The organism is Kitasatospora sp. CB02891, assembly GCF_002803145.1.
In the GTDB taxonomy this organism is placed as follows: Bacteria; Actinomycetota; Actinomycetes; order Streptomycetales; family Streptomycetaceae; genus Kitasatospora; species Kitasatospora griseola.
Genome location: NZ_NNBO01000002.1, coordinates 709,537 through 736,097, shown reverse-complemented (window position 1 = coordinate 736,097; position 26,561 = coordinate 709,537). Strand labels below are relative to the sequence as shown.

24 protein-coding genes are annotated in these 26,561 nt (G+C 71.7%); 4 read left to right on the top strand and 20 right to left on the bottom strand.

Translation table 11 applies throughout. The features are described from left to right. Positions 1 to 457: 457 nt before the first annotated feature. Positions 458 to 1,414 carry an acyl-ACP desaturase gene (locus CG736_RS08820; RefSeq protein WP_100585585.1) on the bottom strand — a complete coding sequence of 319 codons (957 nt, stop codon included), beginning with the start codon at positions 1,412 to 1,414 and terminating at the stop codon, positions 458 to 460. Positions 1,415 to 1,757: 343 nt separating this feature from the next. On the opposite strand from CG736_RS08820, the gene CG736_RS08815 reads away from it, so the two are divergent. Next, entirely contained in the window at positions 1,758 to 2,222 is a 465-nt protein-coding gene (locus CG736_RS08815) for a calmodulin-binding protein (protein ID WP_100585584.1), read from the top strand. Between the two features lie 153 nt (positions 2,223 to 2,375). Here CG736_RS08815 and CG736_RS08810 read toward each other — a convergent pair whose 3' ends face one another. Then, positions 2,376 to 2,885: a helix-turn-helix domain-containing protein gene (locus CG736_RS08810; protein ID WP_100585583.1), complete on the bottom strand. Its 510-nt coding sequence runs from the start codon at positions 2,883 to 2,885 to the stop codon at positions 2,376 to 2,378. Positions 2,886 to 2,993: 108 nt separating this feature from the next. Between CG736_RS08810 and CG736_RS08805 the strand changes: the two genes are divergently transcribed. Then, complete coding sequence (locus CG736_RS08805; RefSeq protein ID WP_100585582.1) at positions 2,994 to 3,509, top strand: Tautomerase enzyme; 516 nt, start codon at positions 2,994 to 2,996, stop codon at positions 3,507 to 3,509. 63 nt (positions 3,510 to 3,572) lie between these two features. Here CG736_RS08805 and CG736_RS08800 read toward each other — a convergent pair whose 3' ends face one another. From CG736_RS08800 to CG736_RS08790, 3 genes are all read right to left on the bottom strand, one after another. Beyond that, a complete protein-coding gene (locus CG736_RS08800; protein ID WP_100585581.1) occupies positions 3,573 to 4,913 on the bottom strand; it encodes a GH1 family beta-glucosidase in 1,341 nt (446 codons plus the stop codon). Between the two features lie 188 nt (positions 4,914 to 5,101). Further along, complete coding sequence (locus CG736_RS08795) at positions 5,102 to 5,653, bottom strand: transcriptional regulator (RefSeq protein ID WP_100585580.1); 552 nt, start codon at positions 5,651 to 5,653, stop codon at positions 5,102 to 5,104. A 247-nt stretch (positions 5,654 to 5,900) separates the two neighbouring features. Beyond that, on the bottom strand, positions 5,901 to 8,105 hold the full coding sequence (locus CG736_RS08790) for a DUF11 domain-containing protein (RefSeq protein WP_100585579.1): 2,205 nt from the start codon (positions 8,103 to 8,105) through the stop codon (positions 5,901 to 5,903). A 1,181-nt stretch (positions 8,106 to 9,286) separates the two neighbouring features. Between CG736_RS08790 and CG736_RS08780 the strand changes: the two genes are divergently transcribed. Next, positions 9,287 to 11,626, top strand: a complete 2,340-nt coding sequence (locus tag CG736_RS08780; RefSeq protein WP_100585577.1) for a collagenase — start codon at positions 9,287 to 9,289, stop codon at positions 11,624 to 11,626. Positions 11,627 to 11,826: 200 nt separating this feature from the next. Here CG736_RS08780 and CG736_RS08775 read toward each other — a convergent pair whose 3' ends face one another. The 7 genes from CG736_RS08775 to CG736_RS08745 form a co-directional block, all read right to left on the bottom strand. Continuing rightward, positions 11,827 to 12,327: a hypothetical protein gene (locus tag CG736_RS08775; protein WP_157815482.1), complete on the bottom strand. Its 501-nt coding sequence runs from the start codon at positions 12,325 to 12,327 to the stop codon at positions 11,827 to 11,829. Between the two features lie 289 nt (positions 12,328 to 12,616). Continuing rightward, entirely contained in the window at positions 12,617 to 13,108 is a 492-nt protein-coding gene (locus CG736_RS08770) for a flavodoxin domain-containing protein (protein ID WP_100585575.1), read from the bottom strand. 413 nt (positions 13,109 to 13,521) lie between these two features. Continuing rightward, complete coding sequence (locus CG736_RS08765; RefSeq protein WP_100585574.1) at positions 13,522 to 14,901, bottom strand: dipeptidase; 1,380 nt, start codon at positions 14,899 to 14,901, stop codon at positions 13,522 to 13,524. Then, positions 14,898 to 15,332, bottom strand: a complete 435-nt coding sequence (locus CG736_RS08760) for a hypothetical protein (RefSeq protein WP_100585573.1) — start codon at positions 15,330 to 15,332, stop codon at positions 14,898 to 14,900. Before CG736_RS08760 ends, CG736_RS08765 begins: the two co-directional genes overlap by 4 nt. Beyond that, positions 15,329 to 16,819, bottom strand: coding sequence for an APC family permease (locus tag CG736_RS08755; RefSeq protein WP_232733878.1), 1,491 nt, complete (start codon positions 16,817 to 16,819; stop codon positions 15,329 to 15,331). Before CG736_RS08755 ends, CG736_RS08760 begins: the two co-directional genes overlap by 4 nt. Positions 16,820 to 17,114: 295 nt before the next feature. Continuing rightward, complete coding sequence (locus tag CG736_RS08750; protein ID WP_100585572.1) at positions 17,115 to 17,396, bottom strand: DUF202 domain-containing protein; 282 nt, start codon at positions 17,394 to 17,396, stop codon at positions 17,115 to 17,117. Then, positions 17,393 to 17,743 (bottom strand): YidH family protein, encoded by a 351-nt coding sequence (locus CG736_RS08745; protein ID WP_100585571.1) that lies wholly within the window; start codon positions 17,741 to 17,743, stop codon positions 17,393 to 17,395. The genes CG736_RS08750 and CG736_RS08745 overlap by 4 nt, the downstream gene beginning before the upstream one ends. Before the next feature lie 385 nt (positions 17,744 to 18,128). Between CG736_RS08745 and CG736_RS08740 the strand changes: the two genes are divergently transcribed. Then, positions 18,129 to 19,247 carry a DUF2776 family protein gene (locus CG736_RS08740; RefSeq protein WP_100585570.1) on the top strand — a complete coding sequence of 373 codons (1,119 nt, stop codon included), beginning with the start codon at positions 18,129 to 18,131 and terminating at the stop codon, positions 19,245 to 19,247. Positions 19,248 to 19,289: 42 nt separating this feature from the next. On the opposite strand, the gene CG736_RS08735 is transcribed toward CG736_RS08740, so the two are convergent. The 8 genes from CG736_RS08735 to CG736_RS08700 all read right to left on the bottom strand — a co-directional run bounded on the left by CG736_RS08735 (position 19,290) and on the right by CG736_RS08700 (position 26,485). After that, positions 19,290 to 20,636 carry an ammonium transporter gene (locus CG736_RS08735; protein ID WP_100585569.1) on the bottom strand — a complete coding sequence of 449 codons (1,347 nt, stop codon included), beginning with the start codon at positions 20,634 to 20,636 and terminating at the stop codon, positions 19,290 to 19,292. 24 nt (positions 20,637 to 20,660) lie between these two features. Next, positions 20,661 to 21,620: an urease accessory protein UreD gene (locus tag CG736_RS08730; RefSeq protein ID WP_100585647.1), complete on the bottom strand. Its 960-nt coding sequence runs from the start codon at positions 21,618 to 21,620 to the stop codon at positions 20,661 to 20,663. Positions 21,621 to 21,699: 79 nt separating this feature from the next. Continuing rightward, on the bottom strand, positions 21,700 to 22,320 hold the full coding sequence (gene ureG / locus CG736_RS08725) for an urease accessory protein UreG (RefSeq protein WP_100585568.1): 621 nt from the start codon (positions 22,318 to 22,320) through the stop codon (positions 21,700 to 21,702). A 37-nt stretch (positions 22,321 to 22,357) separates the two neighbouring features. Beyond that, the gene (locus CG736_RS08720; RefSeq protein ID WP_100585567.1) at positions 22,358 to 23,104 is read right to left on the bottom strand and encodes an urease accessory protein UreF; all 747 of its coding nucleotides are present in this window, start codon (positions 23,102 to 23,104) and stop codon (positions 22,358 to 22,360) included. Positions 23,105 to 23,109: 5 nt separating this feature from the next. Further along, the gene (gene ureC / locus CG736_RS08715) at positions 23,110 to 24,834 is read right to left on the bottom strand and encodes an urease subunit alpha (RefSeq protein ID WP_100585566.1); all 1,725 of its coding nucleotides are present in this window, start codon (positions 24,832 to 24,834) and stop codon (positions 23,110 to 23,112) included. Next, complete coding sequence (locus tag CG736_RS08710; protein ID WP_100585565.1) at positions 24,834 to 25,262, bottom strand: urease subunit beta; 429 nt, start codon at positions 25,260 to 25,262, stop codon at positions 24,834 to 24,836. Before CG736_RS08710 ends, ureC begins: the two co-directional genes overlap by 1 nt. Beyond that, positions 25,259 to 26,176 (bottom strand): sirohydrochlorin chelatase, encoded by a 918-nt coding sequence (locus CG736_RS08705; RefSeq protein ID WP_198520404.1) that lies wholly within the window; start codon positions 26,174 to 26,176, stop codon positions 25,259 to 25,261. Before CG736_RS08705 ends, CG736_RS08710 begins: the two co-directional genes overlap by 4 nt. A 3-nt stretch (positions 26,177 to 26,179) precedes the next feature. Beyond that, a complete protein-coding gene (locus CG736_RS08700) occupies positions 26,180 to 26,485 on the bottom strand; it encodes an urease subunit gamma (protein WP_100585564.1) in 306 nt (101 codons plus the stop codon). Positions 26,486 to 26,561 lie beyond the last annotated feature (76 nt).

The following is a 26,561-nucleotide window of genomic DNA, read 5'->3' as shown; positions in this document are numbered from 1 at the left end:
AAGGAACGGACACTTCCTTCGGGCGGCCTTCCGACCGACCCTCCGGGCGCTTCGTTCTTTCGTGTTTCCAGCTTATCAGATGTTTTCCGCTCCGTTTTCCGGAGTTTCCAATCCGACTTGCTGTTCGTCTTCCCGACCTGACGGCCTGTCCGACGTTTCAAACTCTAGCCGATCCCCGCTCCGAAAAGCGAATCCGCCGCAATCTCCGAAAACGCGCACAGCAAATACGAACGGAGACGCGAAAAGGACGCGACCCGGCACGGATCAACTGGGTGGTTCTTGAGGATTGGCCGCCCCGGGACCGTCCACACAGATGCGTGTCCGGTGCTCCCTGCCGAGCGACTGGTGAACAGTACTCCAACTTCGCGGCCGACACAAACACCCCTGCTGGTCACCGGCGCCCGCAGCCTCCGCCGGCGGTCGCGAGCGGAGGTTGCAGGTGTCGGAGGCGTCGGCGTCAGCCCTTGGCCGCGGCCCGCCGGGCCCGGATCGCCGCCTGCCGTTCGTCGAATCGGGTCGCCTGGGCGGTCAGCCCGTCGAGCATCAGGCCGAGCTCCATCTGAGCCCTGACCCCGTCCGGGCCCAGGCCGCCCATCTCCATCACCTTGAGGTGGCGCAGTACGGGGAGCAGCACGTCGTCGAGGTGGACGCGGAGGTTGTAGACGCCGTCGACGGCGATCCGCGCGGCTGCTCGTTCGAAGCCGGGCATGCCGTGGCCGGGCATGCGGAAGTTGGTCACCACCTCGTTGACGGCCTGCATCGTCTGGTCGGGGGCGAGTTCGAACGAGGCCTTGAGCAGGTTCCGGTAGAAGATCATGTGCAGGTTCTCGTCGTTGGCGACCTGCGCCAGCATCCGGTCGCAGACGGGGTCGCCGGAGGCGTGTCCGGTGTTGCGGTGGGAGATGCGGGTGGCCAATTCCTGGAACGCGACGTAGGCGACGGTGTGGAGCGGCGAGTGCCGGTTGTCGGAGACGAAACCGTTCTGCATGTGGGTCATGCGGGCCCGCTCCAGCTCCACCGGGTCGACGGCGCGGGAGGCGATCAGGTAGTCGCGCAGCACCATCGAGTGCCGCGCCTCTTCTGCCGTCCACTGGTGCACCCAGGTGCCCCAGGCCCCGTCCCGGCCGAACAGGGTCGCGATCTCGTGGTGGTAGCTGGGCAGGTTGTCCTCCGTCAGCAGGTTCACCACCAGCGAGACCCGGCCGACCTCGGTCAGCGGCGACTGCTCGACCGACCAGGCCTCACCGCCGAGCGGCCCGTCGAAATCCCGACCCCGACTCCAGGGCACGTACTCGTGCGGCATCCACTCCTTGAAGACCTGCAGGTGGCGGTGGAGCTCGCGCTCGACCACCTCCTCCAGGGCCTCCAGAAGTCGGGCGTCGGTCCACCGGGCGTGGGAGGAGGTGCTGCTCACGGGTTCAACTCTCGATCGACGAACAAACCTACGGTCCCGTAGGTAACGCCACCGTAGGTTCGCCACCCCGGCGGTGTCTGGGGCCGTTCGGCCCCATTCCTCACGGCCGAATTTCGTCGGCCTCCGTGCCCTGCCCGGCGAAGCACCCGAGGGCCGCGAACGCCTCGACGCCGACGGAGTACGGGCGACGGAGTGCAGGCGACGGGACGGCTCCCTCGCGCACCGGCGAGAACCACCCGGACGCGAACCGCACCATCGACCCAGTCACTCATCGTCACTGATTCAATGCGCAGGGTGCCGAGTCGTGCCGTGCACGACGCCCGGAGAGAAGAAGGGAACCCCTATGCCCCGCGTGTTCACCAAGGCGGTCGGCTTCGCCGCCGTCGGCGTGCTGGCCTTCGCCACCGCACAGCCCTCGCAGGCCAGCACCACCGCCGACCAGCCGGTCCGGGCGGCCGGCGCGCACCACGCCTACTTCGTGATGACCGACGTCACGGAGGAGGAGTTCGTCATCGAGCTGACGGAGCGCGACGAGATCGAGCACGCCCGGAGACTCGTCCACGGCGAGACCGCCGACCGTCCCCACGTGATCGCGCGGATCATTCCGCGGCCGGCTCGCTACAACCCCCGATGGAGCTACCACACCGACCCCGGGACCACGCACTTCTTCGACAGCGCCACCGAGGTCTGTGACGCGACCATCCCGTACGTCGAGGAGCACCTCGACGAGGCCGGCGGCGCCTTCCTGCCCGACTACACGTGGTGCGACTGGTCCTCCCACCTCGTCAGGGAGATCCACGCCCGATAGCCGACCATGCCGGCGTCACAACACCCGTTTCACACGCGGCTGTTGGGGCCGATCGCCGCGTCGGCCCCAACTCGCCGTCGCACTCGGGTCGCCCTGCCGGGCGCACCGGGCCGGAGCGCCGACCGAGACCCTCGGCCCCGCCGCGCCGCCGGCTCAGGCGGGCAGGAAGCGGGCGCCCGGGCCGGGAGAGCGGTAGACGGAGGCGGGCGGCAGGTCGGTGTGGCCGGCGGCGCACTGCAGGACGAGGGCGACCGGTTCGTCGCAGCCCGACGACCCCTCGGAGCTGTGGTGCCGTACGACGACCGACGGCCCCTGCTCGTCGACGAGGTACTTGTCCCCCCACTCCAGCAGGGCGATCACCGTGGGCCGCAGGTCCGTCCCCTTCTCGGTGAGGCGGTACTCGAAGCGCTCCCGGTCGCCGGGCTCGCGGTACGGCACGCGCTGCAGTACGCCCGCGGCGACGAGGCTGTCGAGCCGGGTGGAGAGCAGGTTGCTCGCGATGCCGAGGCGGGCCCGGAAGTCCCCGAAGCGGCTCGCACCGTCGAGAGCCTCGCGCACGATCAACAGCGACCAGCGCTCGCCGACCACGGACAGCGCGCGCCCCATCGAGCAGTTGGCCGGGTCGATCCGCCGGTTCTGCCGCTGCTCCTGCTGCTCCGTCATGCCTTGATCCTAACCTCCCGAAACAGACCTGGGTTGACAATCTCCATCCAGCTCTGGCTAGGCTCCCGACCACCTGAGTTGAGATGGTAAATCCAGGAGGTCGCGGCCATGCCGATGCTCGATGTCCACATCCCCGACGGCGCGTTGCGCCCGGAGGCCGAAGCGGCGCTGCTCGACCGGATCACCGGGATCCTCATCCGCCACGAGGGGTTCGACCCCACCGACCCGGTCGCCCGCTCCGTGTCCTGGCTCTTCCTGCACCGCCCCGCCGCCGTCTACGTCGGCGGCCGGATCACGGACGCCCCGCGCTACAAGGTCGTCCCCTCCGTGCCCGAGGGACAGCTCGACGCCGACAAGCGCGCAGGCGTCATCGCCGACGTCACCGAGGCCATCCTGGACGCCGAGGACGGCGCCTGGCCCCGCGACCCGGCCCGCATCTGGGTCTTCCCCACCGAAATCCCCGAGGGACACTGGGGCGGCCACGGACAGATCAGGCCCCTCGCCACCATCCTCGCCCGGCTCACCGACGACGACCACGACCGTGCCCGCACCCTGGCCACCGAACGCATCACCGCCAGCCGCACCGAACGCCACACACTGCCCGGACCCACCCCACAGCTCTGACGGCGGGGCACGCCCGACGGGTGGGCGCCGCGCCCCGCCGACACTGGAGCCTGCCGGACGCTGCTACCGCACGGCGGCCTTCGCCCGGTGAGCAGCAATCAGGTCGCGGTACCAGGCGTACGACGCCTTCGGCGTGCGGCGCTGGGTGGTGAAGTCGACGTGGACCAGGCCGAAGCGCTGACTGAAGCCCTCTGCCCATTCGAAGTTGTCGAGCAGGGACCAGGTGCAGTAGCCGCGGACGTCGATGCCGTCGGCGGCGGCGCGGGCCAGGGCGTCGAGGTGGCCGGCGAGGTAGTCGACGCGGAAGGTGTCGTCGAGGGTGTCGTCGGTGGAGCAGCCGCTCTCGGTGACGGTGATCGGGGGCAGGGCGGCGCCGTAGCGGTCCCGGAGGGTCAGCAGGAGTTCGCGCAGGCCGTCCGGGACCACTGGCCAGCCGAAGTGGGTGCGGGGGACGCCGTCGATGGGGGCCTCGGCGAACGGGAGTCCCGGGTCGGTGGGAGCGGCGATGCGGGTGGGGTTGTAGTAGTTGACGCCCAGTCCGTCGAGGCCGGGGGCGGCGATCAGCGCGAGATCGCCGTCGCGGACGGAACCGTGCAGGTCCTCCCCCACCCCGTACGCCGACAGGTCGGGGTAGCGGCCGAGCAACAGCGGGTCCGTGAACAGGCGGTTGTGCAGGGCGTCGTAGGCGTCGGCGGCGGCCCGGTCCTCGGCCGAGTCGCTCGCGGGCCGGACGGGCGTCAGATTGTTGGCGATCAGGACGTCGAGGCCTCGGGAGCGCAGCTCGGCGGCGGCCAGACCGTGGGCGAGCAGCTGGTGGTGGGCGGCCGGGAGTGCGTCGAGCATCATGCTGTGGCCGGGCGCGTGGATGCCCAGGGCGTAGCCGTAGACCATGTGCACGAAGGGCTCGTTGAGGGTGATCCAGGCGGGGACGCGGTCGCCGAGCCGGTCGGCCACCACGGACGCGTACTCGGCGAAACGGAAAGCGGTTTCCCGTTGCATCCAGCCGCCCTCGTCCTCCAGTGCCTGCGGCAGGTCCCAGTGGAACAGGGTGGGCAGCGGCGTGATGCCGGCCGCGAGGAGCCCGTCGACCAGCCGGTCGTAGAAGTCGAGCCCGGCAGCGTTGACGGGGCCCCGGCCGGTGGGCTGGACGCGCGGCCAGGCGAGCGAGAACCGGTAGGTGTCGAGCCCGAGTCCACGCATCAACTCCACGTCCTCGGGCCAGCGGTGGTAGTGGTCGCAGGCCTCCCGCCCGCTGTCGCCGTTCTTCACCGCACCCGGCCGCTCGCAGAAGGTGTCCCAGACCGACGGGCCCCGGCCGCCCTCGTCGACCGCCCCCTCGATCTGGTAGGCGGCAGTGGAGGCGCCCCAGCGGAAGCCGGCGGGGAGGTCGTAACGGTCCGTCATGGGGGTCCTTCCACACAACACGAGTCACAAAATGCGAGCAGTGCTCATGTTAGGAAGACGGAGAGTGCGGGTCCAGAGGCAGGAACGCCCGATCCACCGACCCGCCGACCACTCCAGCACCGCCAACAGCACCGCCAGCGCCTCGCACCGACCCGCGCCAGAGGTGCCAGCGCCCGGCCACAGACCCCTCACTGCGGGTCCGCTCCGTCCCCGGTGCGGGCCCACGCCGTGCGACGGCGGGACTCGTCCCCCTGGGCAAGGCGGCGCAGCACGGCCAGGACGGGTTCGGGGAGCAGGACGACGATGGCTGCGTGTTCGGCGAGCCGGCGGCGGTCCTCGATGTGTTCGAGCCGGTCGAGGTCCAGTCGGGCTGCGGCGGCGGCGAGTTCGGCGCAGGACAGCAGTTCCTCCGTGCCGTACTCCGTGCCGAGGCGGTTGAGGTCCATCGGGCCGGCGGCGAGTGCTCTGCGGTGCGGCGATTCCTCGGAGATCTCCCATCGCACGGCGTCCACCAGCCGGTCGACCTGCGGCGCCTGCTCGTCGACCGCGTCGGTCTCGGCGGCGTCGACCGGAGTGGGCGGGGCGTGGTGGACGGCGCGGAGCGTGTCCAGCGGTTCGAGCGGCTGGTCGATCGCAGTGAGAACGTCGCGGGTGGCGGAGATGGACAGGCCCCCGGAGGCGGTCCACTTCGACGCCCAGGCCGAGGCCGGACTCAACCGGGCCTGGGCCATGGTCGGCATCGGCTTCGCCGTCGCCCTCCTGCTCGGCCTCGCCAGCACCCGCCGCTACGACCGCAAGGGCCTGCACCGCACCGCGCCCCACGCACCCGCACCGCAACCCGCCCCGATCGGCCGACAGACAGGAAGCGCCTTGGGCCTCACCGGTCCTGGTAGTCAATTCGAGTCTGTCCTCGTCCCGACCGGGCACGTGCGAGGGCGGCCACAGACGGCTTCGGTGGCCGCCCTCACGGCGGGTCCGGACGGGGTGTCAGTGCCGGTGGCGCCGACGGCGGGAGGCTGCCAGGACGAGCGCTCCGCCGAGGCCGAGGACCGTGGCGATGCCCCCGGTCAGCGCGACCTGACTGCCCGTGTCGGCCAGATCTTCGCCGGTCGGGTGGCCCGGCTTGCCGCCGTGCCCCGGCCCGTGGCTGCCGCTCCCGGTCGGGGCGGGGCTCGGCGAACTGGTCGGGGTGTTCACGGTGACGGTGGCCGTGCACTCGGCGGCGGTGGAACCGGCCGGGCAGTTGCCGCCCGCCTGGTCGGCCACGACGGTGTTGCGCAGCGTGTGGTCCCCGGTGGCCGGGTCGTTGACCGTCACCGTGTAGGTCAACCGGGCGCTGGCGCCGACCGGCAGGTCGCCGGTCCAGCTGAGCACCGGCTGGGCGTAGGACGGCGTGCCCGCGGTGGCGGTGGCGTCGTCGTTGTACGTGGCGTCGTCGAGGACGGCGCTCAGGTCGTCGGTGACGGTCAGTTGGGTGAGCGGCGTGTTGCCGGTGTTGGTGATGTCCACCTGGTACTCGACGGTGTCACCGGGGAGGGCCTGCGCCTTGTCTGCGCTCTTGGCGAGCCGGTAGCCGGCGTGCTCGGCGACGGTGTTGCGCACGGTGTTGCTGGTGCGCTGCTGCTCGCGGTCGGTCTGGATACCGCGGTAGGAGAGCGAGGCGGTGTCGTCGAGCTTGGTGCCCGGCGCGAGCCCGGCGTCGACCCTGGCCCGGAAGGAGACGGTGGCCTCGGCGCCCGGAGCGAGGTCGGCGGCGGTGCAGGTGACGTTCCGCCCGGAGGCGGTGCAGCCGGCGCCGGAGCCGTCGACGTAGGTGGTGCCGGCCGGCAGCACGTCGGTCAGGGTGACGTCGGTGGCGGTGTCCAGGCCGGCGGTGCCGCCGTCGCTGTGCCGGTTGGCGAGGGTGAAGGTGTAGGTGATCTCGGCCCCGGGGTCGACGGTGCCGGGCGGGTTGTCCGTGGTGGAGCCGGCCGGGTCGTTGGCCTTGGTGATCTGCAGGTCCGGTTCGAGGGCGTCGACGGCGAGCCAGACGGCCTGGGGTTCGAGCGCATCGCCCGCGCCGTTGATCCGGAGCACGACCTGGGAGCTGCCGGCGGGGATCTTGCCGGTGACGTCGATCATCCGGGCGTCGTAGCCGTAGTTGTTCACCGGCGCGGGATCGCGGGTGGTGATGTTGGTGCCGGTCCCGTCCGCGGCGACGTGGTCGATCCGGCTGGTGAAGGCGTTGTCGGTGGTGACGCCGCCGGCCGGGTCGGGCATCGGCAGCAGCGTCAGGTCGTCGACCGAGGAGCCGACCAGCAACTGGTCGCCCGCGATCGGCGCGTCGCCGTCGCCGACGGTGACGCCCAGGGTGGCCGGCGGGACGGTGGCGGGCGTGCGGATGCCGGCCAGGGTGATCGTCGCGAGGTTATTGGGGCTGCGCAGCAGTTGGAAGCCGTCCCAGACCTGGAGGTAGCGCAGCGGCTCCGCCTGGTCCTCGTAGGCGACCACCAGCGACCAGCCGCCCCAGCAGCCCACGTTGTTGCCGCCGAAGTTCTGCGCGGAGGAACGTCCGGCGCATGCCTGGATGTCAGCGACGGTGTAGCTGCCCGCACCGGCGGCCTTCACCTCGGCGGTGACGTCCTTCACGCCTGCCCCGGCCAGCAGCGGCTCCGGCGGGTTGCCACCGACCTGCTGGTCGAACCAGTCGTAGGTGTCGGCGGTGAGCTGCTCGTAGGAGGAGCTGCCCGGGACCTTCCAGAACACGTGGTTGCCGGTGTTGATGTCCCCGGAAGTGCCGCCCATGGTGCTGGTGTTGGTCGGGTTGAACTGCCAGTACAGGCGGGCCGACAACACCTGGGCGCCGGCCGGGATCACCAGCTGCGCGGAGGACGCGTTGTTCCCGGGCGCGTTCGGGTCGATCTTGACGTACTTGGTGCGGTTGTTGTTGGAGCCCTCGGTGTCGTTGCAGACCGAGCCGTCACTGTCGTCACAGGTCAGCACCGAGTTCGACGCCATCGTGAGGTTGCCGTGCGCCAGCAGGTCCACCACCGGATCCGGGCCGATCGGCCGCTCGGTCCCGAGACCGCGAACCGCCGCGCCGGTCGTGTCCGCCCGCGCCTGGACCTGGCCCGAGGAGGAGACGGCCGACGGGGCGGCGAGCGGCGCGGAGGGGGCGAGCGCCAGCGCCGAGGCGGCGACGGCACCGATCACCGCGCGACCGGGCAGGCGGCGGACCCGATTTCCGAATGCCGGGCGTTTCCCGCGCGTGGCGGGTGGCGTGCGGTCTCTCACGGAGGCTCCAGGAGATTTTCGAGGGTACGGGAGGGCGAGGGGACCTTCCGGGTCGAATCATGACGTTCTGTCACTTTTCGAGCAGGTCGGGTAGTGACACACTCCCTCATCTCCCGCTCCTGAACGTCCGTCACCTCGCGGTGCCGGGCAGGAAATTACCTCGTTGGCCGCATCGCACCCCCTTTGCATCAACATGTCGACGTGGGTGACGGAGGTTCCGGGCCCCCAGGGCCGGCGGACGGCCCCCTCGGCACCGATGGCGAGCGCGCCCCCGGCACCCCTCGGGCGAGGAGCACGGAAACCCGACCTTCGGGCAAGCAGAGCCTGCGACATGACGACGCCCTCGGCCGGGCGCCGGCGGGTCGGCCGGGCACCGGCGGGTCGGCCGGGCACCGGCGGGTCGGCCGTTCTGTCGGGCCGCCAAGCCTCACCTCATGGGCAGGTAAACACTAGTGCAATTTCACATTGCCATGTTACATTTCACATCCGCGTCAACTGGCCCCCCATCTGACGGCCACTGCCCCATTCGGCCATCGACTCCGCCCCACCTCCCCCCACAGGAGAATCGGTGTCAACTCTTCGCGCCACGCGCCGAGTCACGCTCGCCCCGACGACGGGCAACGCCCGCACCCGCCCGCCGGGCCCCTAGGCCCTCTCTTCCGGATCTTGCCGGGCGCGCAACGCCGGATCGTCCCTCCCCCGGCCCTGGCGGGCCGGGATGCGCTCCCGCGGAAGCACCGGCAAACCGTCCAAGTACGCCCAGTACGAGGACAGTTCGTCGGCACTCCTGGCCGGGCGCGAACTGCGGGCACCTCCCGACCCCCAAGAGTCGGGGGAGCCACCCGCCGATCCGACAAGATCCGTAAGAGAGGGCCTAGCCGGAGCCCCGAAGCCCGTACGAAGGCGCCGGTCCACCGCTTCCGCCGCATTTCCGTACGGGCTTCGGGCTCCGCATCACCGGCGTGGTCACCCGTTCCCGGGCTGCCCGTTCCCTCACGCCCCCCGCACCGGTTCCGGCAGCGTTCGCTGCCCCGCTCCTCGCCCGGTGCGCCCCGCACACAGCACCACCAGACCACCCCCACACCAACGAGGAGATCTCGGTGCCTTCATCAGCCACCGTGCGCAACACCCTGCTCTCGGCCGCGCTGGCCGCCACCCTCGCGGTCCCGCTGCTGCACAGCGCCCAGGCCACTGCCTCGCCTGCGCGTACCGTCTCGGCGGCGTCCCCCACTGCGCCCGCCCCGCAGCAGGCCGGCGACCACGTCGCCCACCAGGGCGCCCCGGGCGGCGGCACCTCGGCCGGCCCGCAGGGCTGGCCCGGCACGGCCGCGCGACAGCCGACCACCGGCCTGCAGTCCGGCGATCCGGCCGACACCGCCGAGTCGCTCCCGGCGGCCGGAGCCGCGAAGAGCGCCGCCTGCACCCCGGAGGCGTTCACCTCGCTCTCCCCCGCCGCGCTGGTCGACTTCCTCACCGACCGCGGTCACACCTACCAGGACTGCCTGCGCCCGCTGCTGGTCAACTGGGACCCGCGGACCGCGAAGGTGATGACGCCCGACCACGTCCGGGCTGTCGCCGCCAAGGTGAGCTCCCTCGCGCCGTCCTTCGACAGCGCCAACAACCTGAACCAGCAGGAACTCTGGTACTACCTGCACATCGCCGTCTTCTTCGACTTCTACCACGCCGAGGTCGACCTCGGCGACGACACCACCGTCGCCGCCCTCGACCGCGCCATCCGCGACTACGCCGCCAACCCCCGGGTGTTCGACCCCACCACCACCAACGGCGACACCATGGGCGAGCTGCTGCAGACCAGCAGCGCCCCCAAGCTCCGGCTGGCCCGGCTGCCCCTGGTGAAGCAGGTCATGCGGACGTTCGCCCCCGGCTCGCCCGTGGTCGGCGACCGCGGCTGGAACTGGGCCGTCCAGGGCGCCCTCCAGATCAACTTCCAGGGCATCGAGAACGTCGGCGAGGACCCCGAGGGCCGGTTCCGGGCCGCCGTCGCCGCCGACGCCGACTACCGCGAGGCGTTCCGCGCCTACGCCGGCTACACCCACCTCAAGGGAACGAACAGCGAGTGGGCCGCCGGCGACGCCATGCTGGAGTACGGTCGCTTCGCCCGGATCGACGCCCTCAAGTCCGAGATGAAGCAGCGGATCGGCTCGCAACTGCAGCTCGCCGCAGCGACCTTCGGCCGGATGACCCTGCCCTGGGCCAACCTGGTCGGCCCGGTCAACGACCTCGGGCTCTGCGGCCAGTACGGGGTCTGCCGCACCGACCTGGAGCGCCAGATCTTCCCCTACACCTACAGCTACGACAACAACACCCTGATCGTGCGCACCGCGCTCGACAAGGCCGCCGCCGACCAGCTCTACTACGCCACCAAGCAGGTCAAGGCCCAGTTCTTCCGGACCCTGGGCACCGACCAGCCGCTGGCCGACGACAACCACCCGGCGCTGACCGTCCAGCTGTACGACACCAAGAGCAACTACCAGGCCCTCCAGCGCGTGCTGTTCGGCATCGGGGACGTCCAGAACGGCGGGATGTTCATCGAGGAGAACTCCACCTTCTACACCTACCAACGCACCTCCCAGGAGTCGTACTTCAGCCTGGAGGAGCTGTTCCGGCACGAGTACACCCACTACCTCAACGCCCGCTGGGCGATCCCCGGCGAGGGTTACACCACCCGCTGGCCCAGCGACGCCACCTTCGCCATGAACGAGGGCACCGCCGAGTACTTCGCCGGCGCCACCCGCGACAGCGGGGTCAAGGCCCGCAAGTACATGGTCCGCCAGATCGGTTGGGACGACCAGGCCCGCACCCCCCGCCTGACCGTCGACCAGGTCCTGCACGCCACCTGGGACGGACTGGGCTTCCGCGCCTACCCCTACGCCGCGACCTTCTTCAACCTGCTCGGCGAGAAGCACCCCGAACAGCTCGCCGAGATGTACCGCCTGCTGCGCGCCGACGACCGCGCCGGCTACGACGCCTGGCGCGACCGCCTGGGCCGGGACGCCGGCCTCCAGCAGGAGTACACCGCCTACCTGGACGCCGAAATCCCGCTCGCGGACAGCCTCTTCGTCCCCGTCACCGCCTACACGCCCAACGGGCAGCTGAACTACGCCTGGGCATCCGAGGTCCGCAACGCCTTCGCCGCCGCCACGCAGAACACCCCCGACTGCAAGGACAACGGCGACTGGAGCAACAAGATGCGCTTCACCTGCACCGGACGCATCACCGCCAACCTCACCAACTCCGCCGACCCCGGCCGGAACCGCAAGGAAATGGCCGCCACCGTCGACCACTTCCTCCTCGGCCGGGGTGGCGCCGCCAGCAACAACATGGCCGACATGAACTGTTGGTTCGGCAAGGTCGAGGTCTGGCCCTCGGGCCAGGCCGGAACCGCGAACTACTCGTGCGAGGGCCCGCTGCGCCGCTGACCCCGCGCAGCGACGACGGCCGAATCCGTCCGTCGGTGCACAACACGCCCGGGGAACAAGGACCGGGGTGCTGAGCGGCCTCCCGCGGGCACTCCGACGGCAACCTCACGGCGCGAACGAAGTGGCTGCGGCCCGGTCCTCGACGGTTTCGAGGACCGGGCCGCACAGCCGAGCCGGACGGGGCACGACGGCCCGCGGTGTCAGGGGCAGTGGACGGTGAAGGTGCCTTCGTGGATGCCGGCGACGCTACTGCCCCAGTTGCCGAGGACGTCCTTCATCTGGACGCCGTAGTAGCTCCACACCTTCCAGGCGCCGTCCTGGCAGGGGACGCGGCTGCTCTCCGATGCGGCCGAGCTCGAACCGGACGCACCGGGGAAGGTGCCCTCGTACACGGTGCCGTCGGGCGCCGTGAGCTTGTAGGAGCTGGGCTCCCAGATCCGACAGCCGTTGGGCGGCGCCGCCCAGCCGATGATCTTCCACCAGCGGCACTCGGTCCACAGGCCCGCATAGACGTTCCTGGAATCCCCGGCGTCGTACATGCACAGCCAACTCTTCATCTCCCGCGTGTCGTCGGAGTTGGAGTCGATCCACTCCCCCGCGCAGTGCGGTTCGTCGACCGATCGCGGCGCCGTGGCGGCGGCTGCGGGAACGGCCTGCACGGTCCGGTTCGACGGAGCCGGGACGGCAGTGGCGGTGGCCACGGGCACAAGAAACGCAACCGCGGAGGCAGAAGCCGCCAACCGCGCCAGTCCAGCGAAACGCATGAAAAGCTCCTTTTCGCGAAGGCCGACGAAGAGGGAAGCCCGAACCGGCCCCGGGGCAGTCAGAGCCCGGGCAGAACCCTCGCCCTGGGAGCTCAAAGTGGCATCGCCCGCAACCACCGGCAAGGCTCGCCGGGCGGTATCCACCCGAACGAGTGCGCCGTCGTTCCCACCGCACTCACGTCGTTGACCGACACGTGGAACCCTGCGACCCGGTGTCGCGGCGACCTCAGGCGAGCGCGGCGCCCCAGGCCTTCGCCCGGTCCAGTTCGCCGTCGCGCAGCGGTCCGTTGACCTCGTCCACGAGGAAGCCGACGGGGTCGGACGTGAGGTCGTAGTGGTGGCGGGTGAGGCGCGCGGCGATGCCGTCGGCCGCCGCCCCGGCGTGCTTCGTCTCGACCCGGGTGTCGAACGCGGCGGCGCGGACGCCCGCACCGTCGTCCGGCAGGGCGCGGAACCAGGCGCGCAGGCCCGGGCTCTCCTCCGGTGCGCCCGCCTTCGCGGCCAGGGTGCGGCTGAGGCCGGTGGACATGCCCCGCATGTGCGTCGGGCCGCCGACCACCAGCAGGTCCGCGTCCCCGACGACTCCGGTCCCGGCCTCGGCGACCGGTAGGCACCGCACGTCGGCGTCCGGCTTGGTCGTCCGAATGCCGTCGGCGATCGCCTTGGCGAGCTGCCCGGTGTTGCCGTACATGCTCTCGTAGACGATCACGGCAAGCATCGTTCGTTCACCTCTCTCTGGTCAGCGGCTTGTCGGCGCCGCGCCCGACGCGAACGCGGGAACGGCGACGACGCGGCGGAGCGCCCGGCGAAATCCGCGCCGCTCGGCTCGGCAGCCCGGCCGCCCCGCCGGGCACGGGCGCCCGGCACGATCGGGCGGGGTTCGGTGTGCGATGTCATGACTCCTCCCCCGCTGCGCCGGTCGTGGTCCGACGAAGGTCGGCCGATTCCCACGGTAGGCGCGCCCGGTGGGACGGGCGAGGGCCGACCGGCCCCGGCCCGGTGGGACGTCGGGACCTCGCCAAGTCGGCGAGTTCAGCGCGTGCAGTACGGCACACGCCGAGCCCCGGCCCTGTCACGCCGCAGTTCGCGCCCCACCGCGACGGCGGCAGCCGCAGCCGGGCGGCCGACGGTTCAACTACGGCCGGCCTGCGCGTAGTTGTGCAGGAACAGGGCCTCCACCAGGGACATCCGCTCGATCTCGGTGGGGTCCACGCTCTCGTTGGGAGCGTGGATGAGGCAGCGCGGCTCCTCCACGCCCATCAGGATCATCTCGGCGTCGGGGAAGGTCGAGCCGAGGACGTTGCACAGCGGGATCGATCCGCCCTGGCCGAGGAAGGACACCGGCCTGCCGTAGGCGTCGCGCATCGCGCGGTCGAGCGCGGCGTACGCGGGCCCACCGGTGGCGGCACGGAACGGCGCGCCGGTGCTTTCCCGTTCGACCTCGACCCGCGCGCCCCAGGGTGCGGCGGCTCTCAGGTGGGCCTCCAGCGCCTCGGCGGCCGCGGTGGCGCCGGTGCCGGGCGGCACTCGCAGGCTCACCCGGGCCCTGGCCCGGGCCGGGACGGCCGCGGCCGAGCCGACCACCGGGGGGCAGTCGATGCCGAGGACGGTGACTGCCGGACGCGCCCACAGCCGGTCGGCGACGCTGCCCGAGCCCAGCAGTGACACGCCGTCCAACACGCCCGCGTCCGTGCGGAACTGCTGTTCGTCGTAGCCGAGGCCCGGCCAGGCGCCCTCGTTGTCCAGGCCCTGGACGCGGGTGCCGCCGTCGGCGTCGCGCAGCGAGTCCAGGATCCGGATCAGTGCGGCCAGCGCGTCGGGGGCTGGGCCACCGAACATGCCCGAGTGCATGTCTCCCGCCAGGGTGGAGACGGTGACCACGACGTTGGCCAGGCCGCGCAGTGCTGTCGTCGCGGTCGGGACGCCGACGGCGGCGTTCCCGGTGTCGCAGATGAGCAGTGCGTCGGCGCGCAGCTCGTCGGCGTGGCCGGGGACGTAGGCCTCCAGTCCCCCGGTCCCCTGTTCCTCGGAACCCTCGACGACCAGCCTGAGGCCGACCGGGACGTCGTCGCCGAGCGCCCTCAGGGCGGTGAGGTGCATGACGATGTTGCCCTTGCAGTCGGCCGCTCCTCGCCCGTACCAGCGGCCGTCCCGCTCGGTCAGTTCGAACGGCGGGGAGTGCCAGGCGGCGGCCTCCAGCGGGGGCTGGACGTCGTAGTGGCTGTACAGCAGGACGGTCGGGGCACCGGGCGGCGCCGGGCGGTGGCCGAGGACGGCGTGGCTGCCGTCCGGGGTCTCGGCCAGCCGGACGTCCTCCAAGCCGGCGTCGGCGAAGGCTCCGGCCACCCACTCGGCCGCGCGGCGGCAGTGCTCGGGCGGGTACTGGCGTGCGTCGGCGACGGACGGCATCGCCACCAGCTCGGCGAGATCGGCCTTGGCCCGCGGCATCAGCGCGGCCACCCGGGCGGCGAGGTCGTCGGGCAGGCTCGGCCGGGCGGTCGGTTCTGTCATCGGACCAGCTCTCCGGTCTTGAGGGCGTTGATCTGTTCCTGGTATTCCGCCAGCTTCTCCGGGCAGTACACCTTGATCACCTCGGCGCCCGCCTCCAGGACCCGGCCGTCCGCGATGATCGGGCGCATGCCGGGCCCGCCGGCGCCGTTGGCCATCTGCACCCGCCACAGGCCCTGCCTCAGCGCCGAGTTCGGATCGTTGCAGACCGCGCCGCCGTCGGTGCCGAGGGTACGGGCCGTGTTCTGGACGTTGATGGCGCGAAAGCCCTTGGCGACCAGCGCGTCGTTCAGCTGCTGGGCCTTGGCGTGGGCCTCGTTGGTGGCCTTCTGCTGGGAGTAGGTCAGCAGGCCGATGATCACGAAGGCCACCAGCAGCACGATCGAGCCGATGTAGATCCACCGGTGCTCGGTGGCCATCCGGGTGGGGCTCATGCCACCTCCTCCTCGAAAGCGCCGGCGCCCGCCTCGGGCTGCCGCCAGCTCGGCTTGCGCGCCTTCAGGAAGGAGAACGGGATCACGACTCCGAGCAGCAGCAGACCGCCGCCGACGATCCCGATGTAGGCCCAGACGCTGCCGCTGCCGAACTGCGAGGACGGCACGAAGCCGATCACCATGGCCAGCGCCGAGGCCACGAACCCGACCACGCAGATCACGGTCAGCAGCGGCGCGCGGTAGCCGCGCGGGTGGTCCGGCTGCTTGCGGCGCAGCTGGATCGCGGCCAGGAACATCAGCAGATAGGTGATCAGGTACACCTGCGTGGTGATGACCGAGAAGATCCAGTAGACGCTGGACACGTTCGGGATCAGCGCGTACAGCAGGGCGATCACGGTGGTGACCACGCCCTGGGTGACCAGGATGTTCTGCTGGATGCCGTGGCTGTTGAGCCGCTGCAGGAACGGGGGCAGGTAGCCCTCCTGGCGGGAGATCAGCAGCAGGCCCTTCGACGGGCCGGCCAGCCAGGTCAGCATGCCGCCGAGCGAGGCGGCGCACAGGGCGACCGCGACGATCGGGACCAGCCAGCCGATGTGGAAGTACTGGAAGAACGCGTCGAACGCCTGCATGACACCGGCGGTCAGGCTGAGCTGGCTCGCCGGGATGACCCAGCTGATCGCCAGCGCCGGCAGGATGAAGATCAGCAGCACCATCCCCATGGCCAGGAACATCGACTTCGGGAACTCCTTGCCCGGGTCCCGCAGCTTGTTGACGTGGACGGCGTTCATCTCCATGCCGGAGTAGCTGAGGAAGTTGTTCACGATCAGCACCAGGCTGGCCACGCCGGTCCACTCCGGGAACAGGTGCGAGGCGGTCATCGGTGCGGCGGAGGCGTTGCCCTGTCCGAGGAAGACGAACCCGAGGAGGACCAGCAGCGCGCCGGGGATCAGCGTTCCGATGATCAACCCCCAGGACGCCAGCCCCGCGACGGCGTTCGTGCCGCGGGAGGACACCCACACGCCGGTCCAGTACAGGACGACGATGACGATCGCGGTGTAGGCGCCGTTGCTGGCCAGTGCCGGGTTGATCACGTAGGAGACCGTGCTTGCCACGAAGGCGAGCAGGCTGGGGTAGTAGAAGATCGTCATGGCGAACTGGCACCACACCGCGAGGAAGCCCATCCGCTTCGACAGGCCCTGCGCCACCCAGTTGTAGACCCCGCCGCTCCACCCGGAGGCCAGCTCCGCGGACACCAGGGCGGTCGGCAGCAGGAACACGACCGCGGGCAGCAGGTAGAGGAAGACACAGGCGAGGCCGTAGATCGCCATGGTGGGCGAGGCCCGCAGGCTCGCCACCGAACTGGTCGTCATCAGCGCCAGCGTCACCCAGGTGATCTTGTTCGACCCGGCTGCGACCCGAGCCTCACCGCCCGCCCGCGCTCTGCCCGCCCGGCCCGCGTCGTCGCCCGGTACGTCCATGGTGCTCAACTGGCGCCTCCTCAACCCGACCTGCCGATGCCTCATGCGTCGTACCCGATCGTGGTGACCCCTCGTGGGCACCGCACGCCCGACTACGCCGAGGGGAGGCAGCGAACGCCGGCGGTTCACCGGCGCGGTGGCCCGCGCCGACTTCCGTGGGGGTGACCCGATCCGCGGCCGCCGTGCACGGCGCACCGTGACACCGCGTCCTCGGCGGTAGCGGGCACCGGGCCCGTACTCGTGTCCGTCACCGCGTGCGGGCCGCCGGTTTCCCGGCGGCAACCCGGACCGGTGCGCGGACCCGTCACCGCGTCCGGGACACCAGGGCGCACCATGCGGTGCCGACCGCCGCGACCACCACCACCGCGGTCAGCGCCCGCACCGGCCACTCGCCGGCCACCGGGCCGCGCCCGCGCATGCCGAGGACGCAGAACCCCACTGCTGCCAGCGCCAACCCCCCGCCCACGGCCAACAGGCCGGGTTCGCCGCCGATCAGAGCGGTCCGCAGCACCAGCAGCGCGTCCACCGCGAGGACCAGCGCAGTGCGGCTCCACGCCAACAGGGTGCGCTCGCCGTGTCCGTTCACCGGGCCCAGCCGATGATCAGTACCGAGAACACGATCGCGGCCGCCGCCACGCACACCGTCAGCACGAGCATGATCCGGCCCGCCGGCAGCGGTTCGCCCGCGCGCATCGCCCGCTCCGTGCGCACCCACCGCCGGTACGACGCGATCCCGAGCACCGCCCCGCCCAGTGCCAGGGCCACCGCGAGCGCCGCCCGCACCGGGGCCGGCGCGAGCTCCGGCGCCAACTGGTCCAACGCCACCCCGCCCGCGAGCAGCGCCAGCGCCGTCCTGATCCAGGCCAGGAACGTCCGCTCGTTCGCCATCGTGAGCGGGTAGTCCGGCTCCACCGGCCCGTCGTCCTGCGCCATGTCACCGACCCTAGGTCCGAACCCGGACGGGTGCACCGGCAGGGCGGTTGGACGGCGAGCCGCCGTCGCTCTCCTCACCCGTTGCCGGTCTCCGCACCGGGAGGAGCGAACGTCCCCCCGGGCTGACGCAGCGCCAGGTGCCACCCGGCGGCCGGGACCAGCTCGACCCCGGGCATGAGCGCATCGACTGTCGGACCGCGTCACGCCGGTGCGTCGGCGCAGGTCGGTGGCCGCACCGGATCCGAGCAGCGGCGGTGTCCTCGCCGGGCGCACCCCGCGGCAGCAGGACCGCCTTCCGGGCCGGCGGACCGGGCCGTCCGTGTCCCGGTGGCCACCGGCCCGGACCGGCACGAGGATGAGGGCGACGCCACCACCGGGAGGCCTGGTGAACGACAAGATCAGCGTCCTGTTCCGTGCCATTCCCGTGCTGATGGGCGCGGTGTCGTCGGCGCTGGGCGGCTACGTCCTCGCCCACGCCTCCGGGCCGAGTGCCCGCGTCGCGGGCCTGGTGCTGGTCTTCCTGGCCGCCGTCTGCCTGTGCCTGTTCGCGACGGCGGCGACGATCATCAGGCAGCTCATCGGCCGCTTCACCGCGCTGGACAAGGTGCTGTACCCGGTGTTCGGGTTCGCGGTCAGTGGCGTCACCATCGGCTACGGGCTCTCCCTGCTGGCCGAGACTCCGCGGCCGGCACCGGACTTCGTCGCCGGGCACGTGGTGTTCGGGGTCGGCATGATCTGCGTCTGCGTCTCGTGCGTCGCCACGGTCTCCACCCGGTTCGTGAAGATCACCGAGAACTCCGCACGGCCCGAGGGCTCGCCACCGCTGTCGCCGGCGCCGTTCGGCGCGTTCACCGTCCGGGCTCTGCCGGCGCTCCCCGTCCTGGCGGCCGTGATCACCTGGGTGTGGGCCGTCGTCCTGCTGGCGGGCGGAGGCGGCGGGGACCGCGACGGGCGGTTCACCGCCGGACACGTGATGGTGGGCCTGGCGCTCGTCTGCACCTGCCTGATCGGGCTGGTGGCCGGCATCCTGCGGCAGATCCAGAACACGTACTCCGCCCGGGAGCGGGTGCTCTGGCCCGGTGTGGCCGCCGCCTGCGGCGCGGTCGCCGTCGTCTGGGCCGTGATCGTCCTCGCCGTGCACACCCGGTCCGCCCAACTGGCCGCCGCCTACGTGCTGATCGGGCTCGGGCTGATCTGCTGGAGCATCCTCAGCAAGGTGCTGCTGCTCGCGCTGGTCTGGCGCCGGGACGCCCCGCTGGCGAACCGGGTCCCGCTGATCCCGGTCGGCACGGCCCTGCTGTGCCTGTTCCTCTCCTCCTTCCTGTTCGAGTCCGCCGGTCCTGCAGTGATCGTCCCGGCCCGGGTCCTGGTCGGCCTCGGCTGCATCTGCTTCTCGCTGTTCTCCATCGTCTCCATCCTGGAAAGCGGAACCGGCGGCGGGGACGGCACGCAGGCGGACGACGACGGCAGGGCCGATCCCGTCAGCGGTACAGGGCCTGTCTGAGGCGTCCCGGCGAGGTGGCTGCGTGACGGCCGACGACGTGCGTCAGTCCTGGCGGCGGGTGCGGAGCAGTTCGGCGACTTTTCGGACGAGTTCGCTGTCGCTGCGGCCGGCGCCCTCGGAGACCAGGGTGCCGAGGCGTTCGGCGGTGAGGGTGTCGTAGGCGGTCTCGGCCTCCGCACCGGGGACGTGGGCGTACTCGGTGGCGTCCCGGAAGCCGATCGCCAGGTCGACGGCCTTGGCGAGCAGCCAGCTGAGCAGGAACGAGAAGGCGCCCACGGCGAGGACGGCGAGGACCTGCTTGCCGAGCAGGCTCCAGCCGCCGCCGTAGAACAGGCCTTTCTGGCCGCTGATCCGGGCGGTGGCGAACAGGCCGACCATCAGCAGCCCGGTGATGCCGCCGACGCCGTGCACGCCGACCACGTCGAGGGTGTCGTCCACACCGAAGCGGTACTTGAGGGTGATGGCGAACGCGCAGACCGCGCCGGCGACCAGGCCGGTGATCACCGCGCCGAGCGGGTTGATCTCGCCGCAGGCGGGGGTGATGGCGACCATGCCGGCGACCGCGGCGGAGACCACGCCGGTGGTGCTGACCCGACCGGTCTGCAGTTTTTCCACCAGGGGCCAGGTGACCATGGCGGCAGCCGCGCCGAGCTGGGTGTTGAGGAAGGCCGCGGCGGCGGTGCCCTGGTCGCTGAGTGCGGAGCCGGAGTTGAAGCCGAACCAGCCGAACCAGAGCAGCCCGACGCCGATCACCACCAGCGGGATGTTGTTGGGGCGCTCCTCGCGGCGGGCCCAGTCCCGGGGGCCGCGCAGGGCGAGCGCGACGGCCAGTCCGGCGGCGCCGGAGGCGAGTTCGACCGGCAGGCCGCCGGCGAAGTCGAGCGCGCCGAGCTGGTGGTGGATCCACCCCTGGGAGTCGAACACCCAGTGCGCGGCGGGCGCGTAGACGATCAGCAGCCAGAGCGGGACGAACACCAGCCAGCCGCGCATCCGGGCCCGGTCGGCGATGGAGCCGCTGATCAGGGCGACGGTGACGACGGCGAAGCCCATCTGGAAGGTGGCGAAGATGTAGGTGGGGATGGCGCCGGTGAGGGTGGTGAGCTGGATGCCGCGGAAGAACGCCCGGTCGACGTTGCCGATCAGGCCGACCCCGCCGACGTCCGGTCCGAAGGCCAGGGTGTAGCCGAGCGCCCACCAGACCAGGGTGCCGAAGGCGAGCGCGGCGAAGCTCATCTTGATCATCATCAGGATGTGCCGGACCCGGACCATGCCGCCGTAGAAGAACGCCAGTCCGGGCGTCATCAGCAGCACCATGGCGGTGGATGCCAGCAGCCAGGCCGTGTCGCCGGCGTTGTAGGCCGGGGGCATCGGCGGGGGCGCGGTCAGCACGGGTTCTACCTCCAGGACGGCGGGTCAGGTCTTGCGCAGGACGGGCGCGGGGCTGCCGGTGAGCAGCAGGCGGACGGCGCGCCAGGCGGTGTCGAGCGCGGCGGCGGTGCGGACGGGGCTGTCCTCCAGCAGGCGCAGCCAGGCCCCGCTGTCCCCGGGGAGGGTGGAGACGCCGAAGTGGAGGCCGTGTCCGTCGAGGGCGCGGTGCAGGGCGTCGGCGATCTCGGCGGCGGGGCGCAGGTCGCTGACGACGAACAGGGTGGCCAGCTGGTCGCGCCCGGCGAACACGGCGGGCCCGGTGACGGCGCTCCGGTCGCCGTCGGGGACCAGGCGCAGGGTGTCGACGGCGAGCAGGGTGCCGTCGGGGCGGGCGATCTCCAGGTCGGTGGCGAGCACCCGGTAGTCGTGGCGTTCGCCGCGGGCGAGCCGGCCGGCGGTGATCGTCTCGCCGAGGACGACGGTGGCGCCGGGGGCGGCGGTGACGGTGGTGCGCTGGTAGAACCGGGCGTCGCGGAACGGGATCAGCGGGTCGGGCAGGTACTCCAGGTACGCGCCGTCACCGGCCCGCAGGTTGACGAGCTGGGTGGCGTAGTCCTGTTCCATCCGGAACACCTTGGTGGCGGCCTGGGTGGTGAGGTGGACGTGGGTGCCGGGGCCGCAGCGCACGTCGATCCGGTAGCGGTCGGCCTGGGTGACGCCGCCGCCGGTGGCCATCAGGTAGACGTACGCGGCGTCGGGGTGGGCGGGGTCGAGCCGCAGCGGGCGCATGATCTGCAACGGGGTCTTCTGGTAGCGCTCGACCAACTCGGTGCGGCCGCCGCGCAGTTCGAAGCCGAGGTCGAGGATGCCGACCTTGGCGGGCGAGCCGGGGGCGAGGGTGTCGGGCCGACCGGCCCAGCCGGCCACCTCGGCGGGGAGGCGGCCGGCCGACCAGTACGCCTCGGCGAGCCGGTCGACGGCCGGCCGCGCCGGGACGGAGGTCATGCCGGTGGGGACATGTCGGGGAGCCTGCCGGGTCTCGGTGGGCCGGTCGGCGGCCGGCCGGGGCGGAGCGACGGTCATGTCAGATCAGTGCCTTGCGCCGGGCGCCGAGGAAGGAGGCGAGCTCCTCGATGCCGACTCCGTCGAGCGAGTTGGTGAGGAGGACCGGTCGGCCGTCGCGGACCTTGTGCGCGTCGGCCTCCATCACCTCGATGTCGGTGCGCACGTACTGGGCGATGTCGATCTTGTTGATGACCAACAGGTCGGACTCGGTGATGCCGGGGCCGCGCTTGCGGGGCATCTTCTCGCCCTCGGCGGTGTCCAGGACGAACACGAAGACGTCGACCAGGGCGGGGCTGAAGGTCAGGGTGAGGTTGTCGCCGCCGGATTCGTACAGCAGGGTGTCGACCTCGGGGAAGCGTTCCAGCAGTTCGGCGCCGGCGGCGAGGTTCATCGTCGGGTCGTCGCGGACGGCGGTGTGCGGGCAGGCGCCGGTCTCCACGCCGACCACCAGTTCGGGGTCGAGGACGCCGTCGAGGGTGCGGCGGACGTGCTGGGCGTCCTCCTGGGTGTAGATGTCGTTGGTGATCACGGCGGGGCGGTGGCCGCGGGCGATCAGCACCGGCACCAGCGCCTCGATCAGCGCGGTCTTGCCGGAGCCGACCGGTCCGCCGATCCCGATCCGCAGTACGTTGTCGTCCACAGTGCTCCTTGTCGTGCGAGGCGGCTCCGGGCCACTCTCAGCTGGCGAACAGTCGGGCCTCGGCGCGCTCGTGGCGGCCGGACATGATGTCGGAGGCGAAGGCGGTCGAACCGAGGTCCGCCGGCTCCCTCGCCAGCGCCGCCCGGACGGTCTCCTCGATCACCGGGGCGGCGCCGCGCAGCAGTACCTGGGCCTTGCGGTGGTCGGTGAGCCGCAGCCGCAGCGCGGCCCCGGCGAAGCTGGCGCTGAACGCGAACAGGTCGCTCGCGACGGCCTGCGCGGCGGGCACTCCGGCGGCGGCGTACACGATCCCGGCGGCGACGGCCTGGCAGCCGGGCGCCCGACGGTCCTTCACCAGTCGCAGGTAGGCGGGGATCGCCGGGTGGTCGAAGACCTCCGCCGACAGGTCGAGCAGCTGCCGCCCGGTGCGGGTGGCGGCCTGCCGCATCTCACGGCTCAGCCTGCCCGCGTACAGCCGCCGGTCGACGCTGACGGCGTCCGCCGACTCCCCTTCCCGGCAGGCCCGGTGGGCGAGCGCCAGCGCAGTGGCGTCGCCGGGGCCGACGCCGTGCCGGAGCAGGTCGGCGAGCAGCGCGGGGAGGGTGTCGGGGGTGACGGCGCCGGCCTGGGCGTAGCCCTCCAGGCTGTGCGAGAGGGTGTAGAAGCCGCTGGGGAAGGCGGAGTCGGCGAGTTGCAGGCTGACCAGCAGGGCCGAGAGCCCCCCGGGCGGGGCCTGCTCGGGGGACTGCGCCGCGGTGTCCGGGTGGTCCGGGCCGGCGAACATCCGCGCTACACCACGAAGTACAGCTGGTTCAGCGGCAGCGTCTCGGCGGGTTCGATGGTGGTGACCTCGCCGTCCAGGGAGACCTTGAAGGTCTCCGGGTCGACCTCGACCTTCGGCAGCGCGTTGTTGCGGACCATGTTGTGCTTGCCGATGACCCGGGTGCCGCGCACCGGCAGCACTCTGCGCTTGAGGCCCAGCTTCTCCGGGACGCCGGCGGCGATGCCCGCCTGCGACATGAAGGTGACGTGGGTGGACTCCTGGGCCCGTCCGAACTGGCCGAACATCGGCCGGTAGATCACCGGTTGCGGGGTGGGCAGGGAGGCGTTCGGGTCGCCCATCTGCGCCCAGGAGATGATCCCGCCCTTGATGATCATCTTGGGTTTGGCGGCGAACGAGTGGATCGGCCAGAGCACGATGTCCGCGAGCTTGCCGGGTTCCAACGAGCCGATGTACTCGGAGATGCCGGTGGCGATGGCCGGGTTGATGGTGACCTTGGCCAGGTAGCGCAGCACCCGCTGGTTGTCGTTGCGGGCGCTGTCGCCGTCCAGCGGGCCGCGCTTGTCCTTGCAGTGGTGCGCGATCTGGAAGCAGCGGGTGACGGATTCGCCGACCCGGCCCATGGCCTGGGAGTCGGAGGAGATCATGCTGATCACGCCGAGGTCGTGCAGCACCGATTCGGCGGCGATGGTCTCGGCCCGCACCCGGCTGTCGGCGAAAGACACGTCCTCCGGGATGTCGTGGTTGAGGTGATGGCAGACCATCACCATGTCGAGCAGTTCGTCCACCGAGTTCTTGGTGTACGGCAGCGTCGGGTTGGTGGAGGACGGCAGGATGTTGGCCTCGCCGGTGACCCGCAGGATGTCGGGGGCGTGACCGCCGCCCGCGCCCTCGGAGTGGAAGGTGTGGATGGTGCGGCCGTCGATCGCCGAGCGGGTGTCCTCGAAGAAGCCGGACTCGTTGAGGCTGTCGGTGTGGATCGCCACCTGCACGTCGTGCCGGTCGGCGACGCTCAGCGCGTTGTCGATCACCGCCGGGGTCGCGCCCCAGTCCTCGTGCACCTTGAGCGCGCAGGCGCCGGCCTCGATCTGCTCGTCCAGCGCGCCGGGCAGGCTGCCGTTGCCCTTGCCCATGATGCCGATGTTGACCGGCACCTTCTCGGCCGCCTCCAGGAAGCGGGCGATGTTGAACGGGCCGGGGGTGCAGGTGGTGCCGTTGGTGCCGTCGGACGGGCCGGTGCCGCCGCCGATCAGCGTGGTGATGCCGTTGGTCAGCGCCTGCTGGGCCTGCTGCGGGGAGATCAGGTGGACGTGGGTGTCGATCGCGCCGGCGGTGGCGATCAGGTGTTCGCCGGAGATCGCCTCGGTACCGGGGCCGACCACCAGCTTCGGGTGGACGTTGTTCTGGGTCTGCGGGTTGCCGGACTTGCCGATGCCTGCGATGAAGCCGTCCTTGATGCCGATGTCGCACTTGACGATGCCGAGCACCGGGTCGATCACCACCACGTTGGTGATCACGGTGTCCAGTGCGCCCTGCGCGGCGGTGGCCTGCGGGTCGGAGCCCATGCCGTCGCGCATCGACTTTCCGCCGCCGTACACGATCTCGTCACCGTACAGGCCCTCGCTGAAGTCCTTCTCCACCTCCACGATCAGGTTGGTGTCGGCCAGTTGGAACCGGTCGCCGACGGTGGGCCCGAACATGTCGGTGTACTGCTTGCGGGACAGGATCGGCATCAGTGCGCACCCTTCTTCTTCGCGGAGCCCTTGGCGGTGCTCTTCTCGTCCTTCGACCCTTCGGCTCCTTCGAAGCCCAGTTCCAGGGCGCGGTGGAAGGCCTCGATGCGGGCCGGGTGGGAGACCACGCTGCCGTTGATCAGGCCGCTGAAGCCGACCAGCCGGCCGGTGCCGGCGTACTCGCACAGCTCGACCTGGCGGGTGCCTCCGGGTTCGATCCGCACCGAGGTCCCCGCGGGGATGTTCAGGTGCATGCCGAGCGTTTCGTCCCGGTCGAACCGCAGCGCCGGGTTCACCTCGAAGAAGTGGAAGTGCGAGCCGATCTGGATCGCCCGGTCGCCGGTGTTGACCACCTCGACGGTGACGGTGCGGCGGCCGGCGTTGATCTCGATGTCGCCGTCGCCGTACAGGTACTTTCCGAATGTCATGGGTGGCTCCTTGCGCCCGCCGAGGCGACGGGTCGGGCGTGGGGGGACGGGGTGGGCGAGTGGACGTACGTGTGGGCCTGCGGGGAGTGACCGTGGGACCGGTCCTCCCCGGAACCGTGGTGATGGTGGTGGTCCGCACCGGGTCCGTGGGTGTGGGTGTGGGTGTCGGTGTGACCCTCCCCCGGTCCGTGGGTGTGGCCGAGACCGTGGCCGTGGGCGGCGCCGAGCGCACGGTCGACTCCGTCGTCCTCGCCCTCGCGCAGCAGGCGGACGGCGTCGGCGACCCGGGCGGCGAGCACCGCTGCGAGCGCGGCCGGGCTGAGCAGCGGACCGGCGTCGAGCACCCGGACGCCGTCGCTCGCGGACGGCCGGGGGACGGGGCTGAACGAGGCGGGGAGCAGGGCGATGCGCCGCGCCCCGAGCAGCGCGCACCGCCGCACCCCCTCGACGGGGTCGGGGTCGCCGCCGACGAACGCGGTCTCCACCAGCCGGTGCCGCCCGTAGCAGCGCACCAGCCGGGCGACGCGGTACAGCTCCGCGTCCTCGTACGGGTCGCCGGCGGGCGCGGTGACGAGCAGCGCCGCGTCGGCGGGCACGGTCGTCGCGGCGGCGCGCAGCCAGCCGATCAGGTGCTCGGCGGTGCCGAACGGCCGGGCGACGGCCACGCCCCGGCGCGACTCGGGCGGCAGGCCGCGGACGGTGCGGGCGGCGTCGGCGACGAGTTCGAGGTCGCGGCCCAGCGTCATCGGGACGACCACGACGTCCTGCCCGGCGGGGCGGGCGGCGAGCGCCCGGGCCAGCTCCCGTCCGCCGGTGACCACGCCGGTCCCGGGCCCGGCGAGTCGGCGCAGCGCGGCGCCGCGGGCGGATTCGTGGCCGCAGACCGCGAGGACGTGGGCGTGGGGGCGGGCCACCGGTCAGCCGCCGATGGGATCGTGCACGGAGACCAGCTTGGTCCCGTCCACGAAGGACGCCTCGACCTGGAGCAGAGGGAGCATCTGCCGCACGCCGTCCATGCAGGCGTCGGGGCCGATCACGTGCCGGCCGAGTTCCATGCAGTCGGCGACGGACCTGCCGTCCCGGGCGGCTTCCAGGATGGCCTCGGTGATCAGGGCGACCGCTTCGCTGTAGTTCAGCTTGAGGCCGCGGCCCTGGCGCTTGCGGGCCAGGTCGGCGACGACGTAGACGACCAGCTTGTCGAGTTCGCGGGGCGCGAGGTTCATCGGGTTCCTTCCTCGGGACTGGGGAAACGGGTCTGGGGCGGCGGCCGGGGGCACCTCGCGCGAGGGGTGACGGGGT

Coding starts and splice junctions, on each gene's coding strand:
- CG736_RS08815 (WP_100585584.1), top strand. CDS start 1,758: ATGCCCCGCGTGTTCACCAAGGCGGTCGGCTTCGCCGCCGTCGGCGTG.
- CG736_RS08810 (WP_100585583.1), bottom strand. CDS start 2,885: ATGACGGAGCAGCAGGAGCAGCGGCAGAACCGGCGGATCGACCCGGCC.
- CG736_RS08805 (WP_100585582.1), top strand. CDS start 2,994: ATGCCGATGCTCGATGTCCACATCCCCGACGGCGCGTTGCGCCCGGAG.
- CG736_RS08800 (WP_100585581.1), bottom strand. CDS start 4,913: ATGACGGACCGTTACGACCTCCCCGCCGGCTTCCGCTGGGGCGCCTCC.
- CG736_RS08795 (WP_100585580.1), bottom strand. CDS start 5,653: ATGCCGACCATGGCCCAGGCCCGGTTGAGTCCGGCCTCGGCCTGGGCG.
- CG736_RS08770 (WP_100585575.1), bottom strand. CDS start 13,108: ATGCTTGCCGTGATCGTCTACGAGAGCATGTACGGCAACACCGGGCAG.
- CG736_RS08765 (WP_100585574.1), bottom strand. CDS start 14,901: ATGACAGAACCGACCGCCCGGCCGAGCCTGCCCGACGACCTCGCCGCC.
- CG736_RS08760 (WP_100585573.1), bottom strand. CDS start 15,332: ATGAGCCCCACCCGGATGGCCACCGAGCACCGGTGGATCTACATCGGC.
- CG736_RS08745 (WP_100585571.1), bottom strand. CDS start 17,743: ATGGCGCAGGACGACGGGCCGGTGGAGCCGGACTACCCGCTCACGATG.
- CG736_RS08730 (WP_100585647.1), bottom strand. CDS start 21,620: ATGACCTCCGTCCCGGCGCGGCCGGCCGTCGACCGGCTCGCCGAGGCG.
- CG736_RS08720 (WP_100585567.1), bottom strand. CDS start 23,104: ATGTTCGCCGGCCCGGACCACCCGGACACCGCGGCGCAGTCCCCCGAG.
- ureC (WP_100585566.1), bottom strand. CDS start 24,834: ATGCCGATCCTGTCCCGCAAGCAGTACACCGACATGTTCGGGCCCACC.
- CG736_RS08710 (WP_100585565.1), bottom strand. CDS start 25,262: ATGACATTCGGAAAGTACCTGTACGGCGACGGCGACATCGAGATCAAC.
- CG736_RS08700 (WP_100585564.1), bottom strand. CDS start 26,485: ATGAACCTCGCGCCCCGCGAACTCGACAAGCTGGTCGTCTACGTCGTC.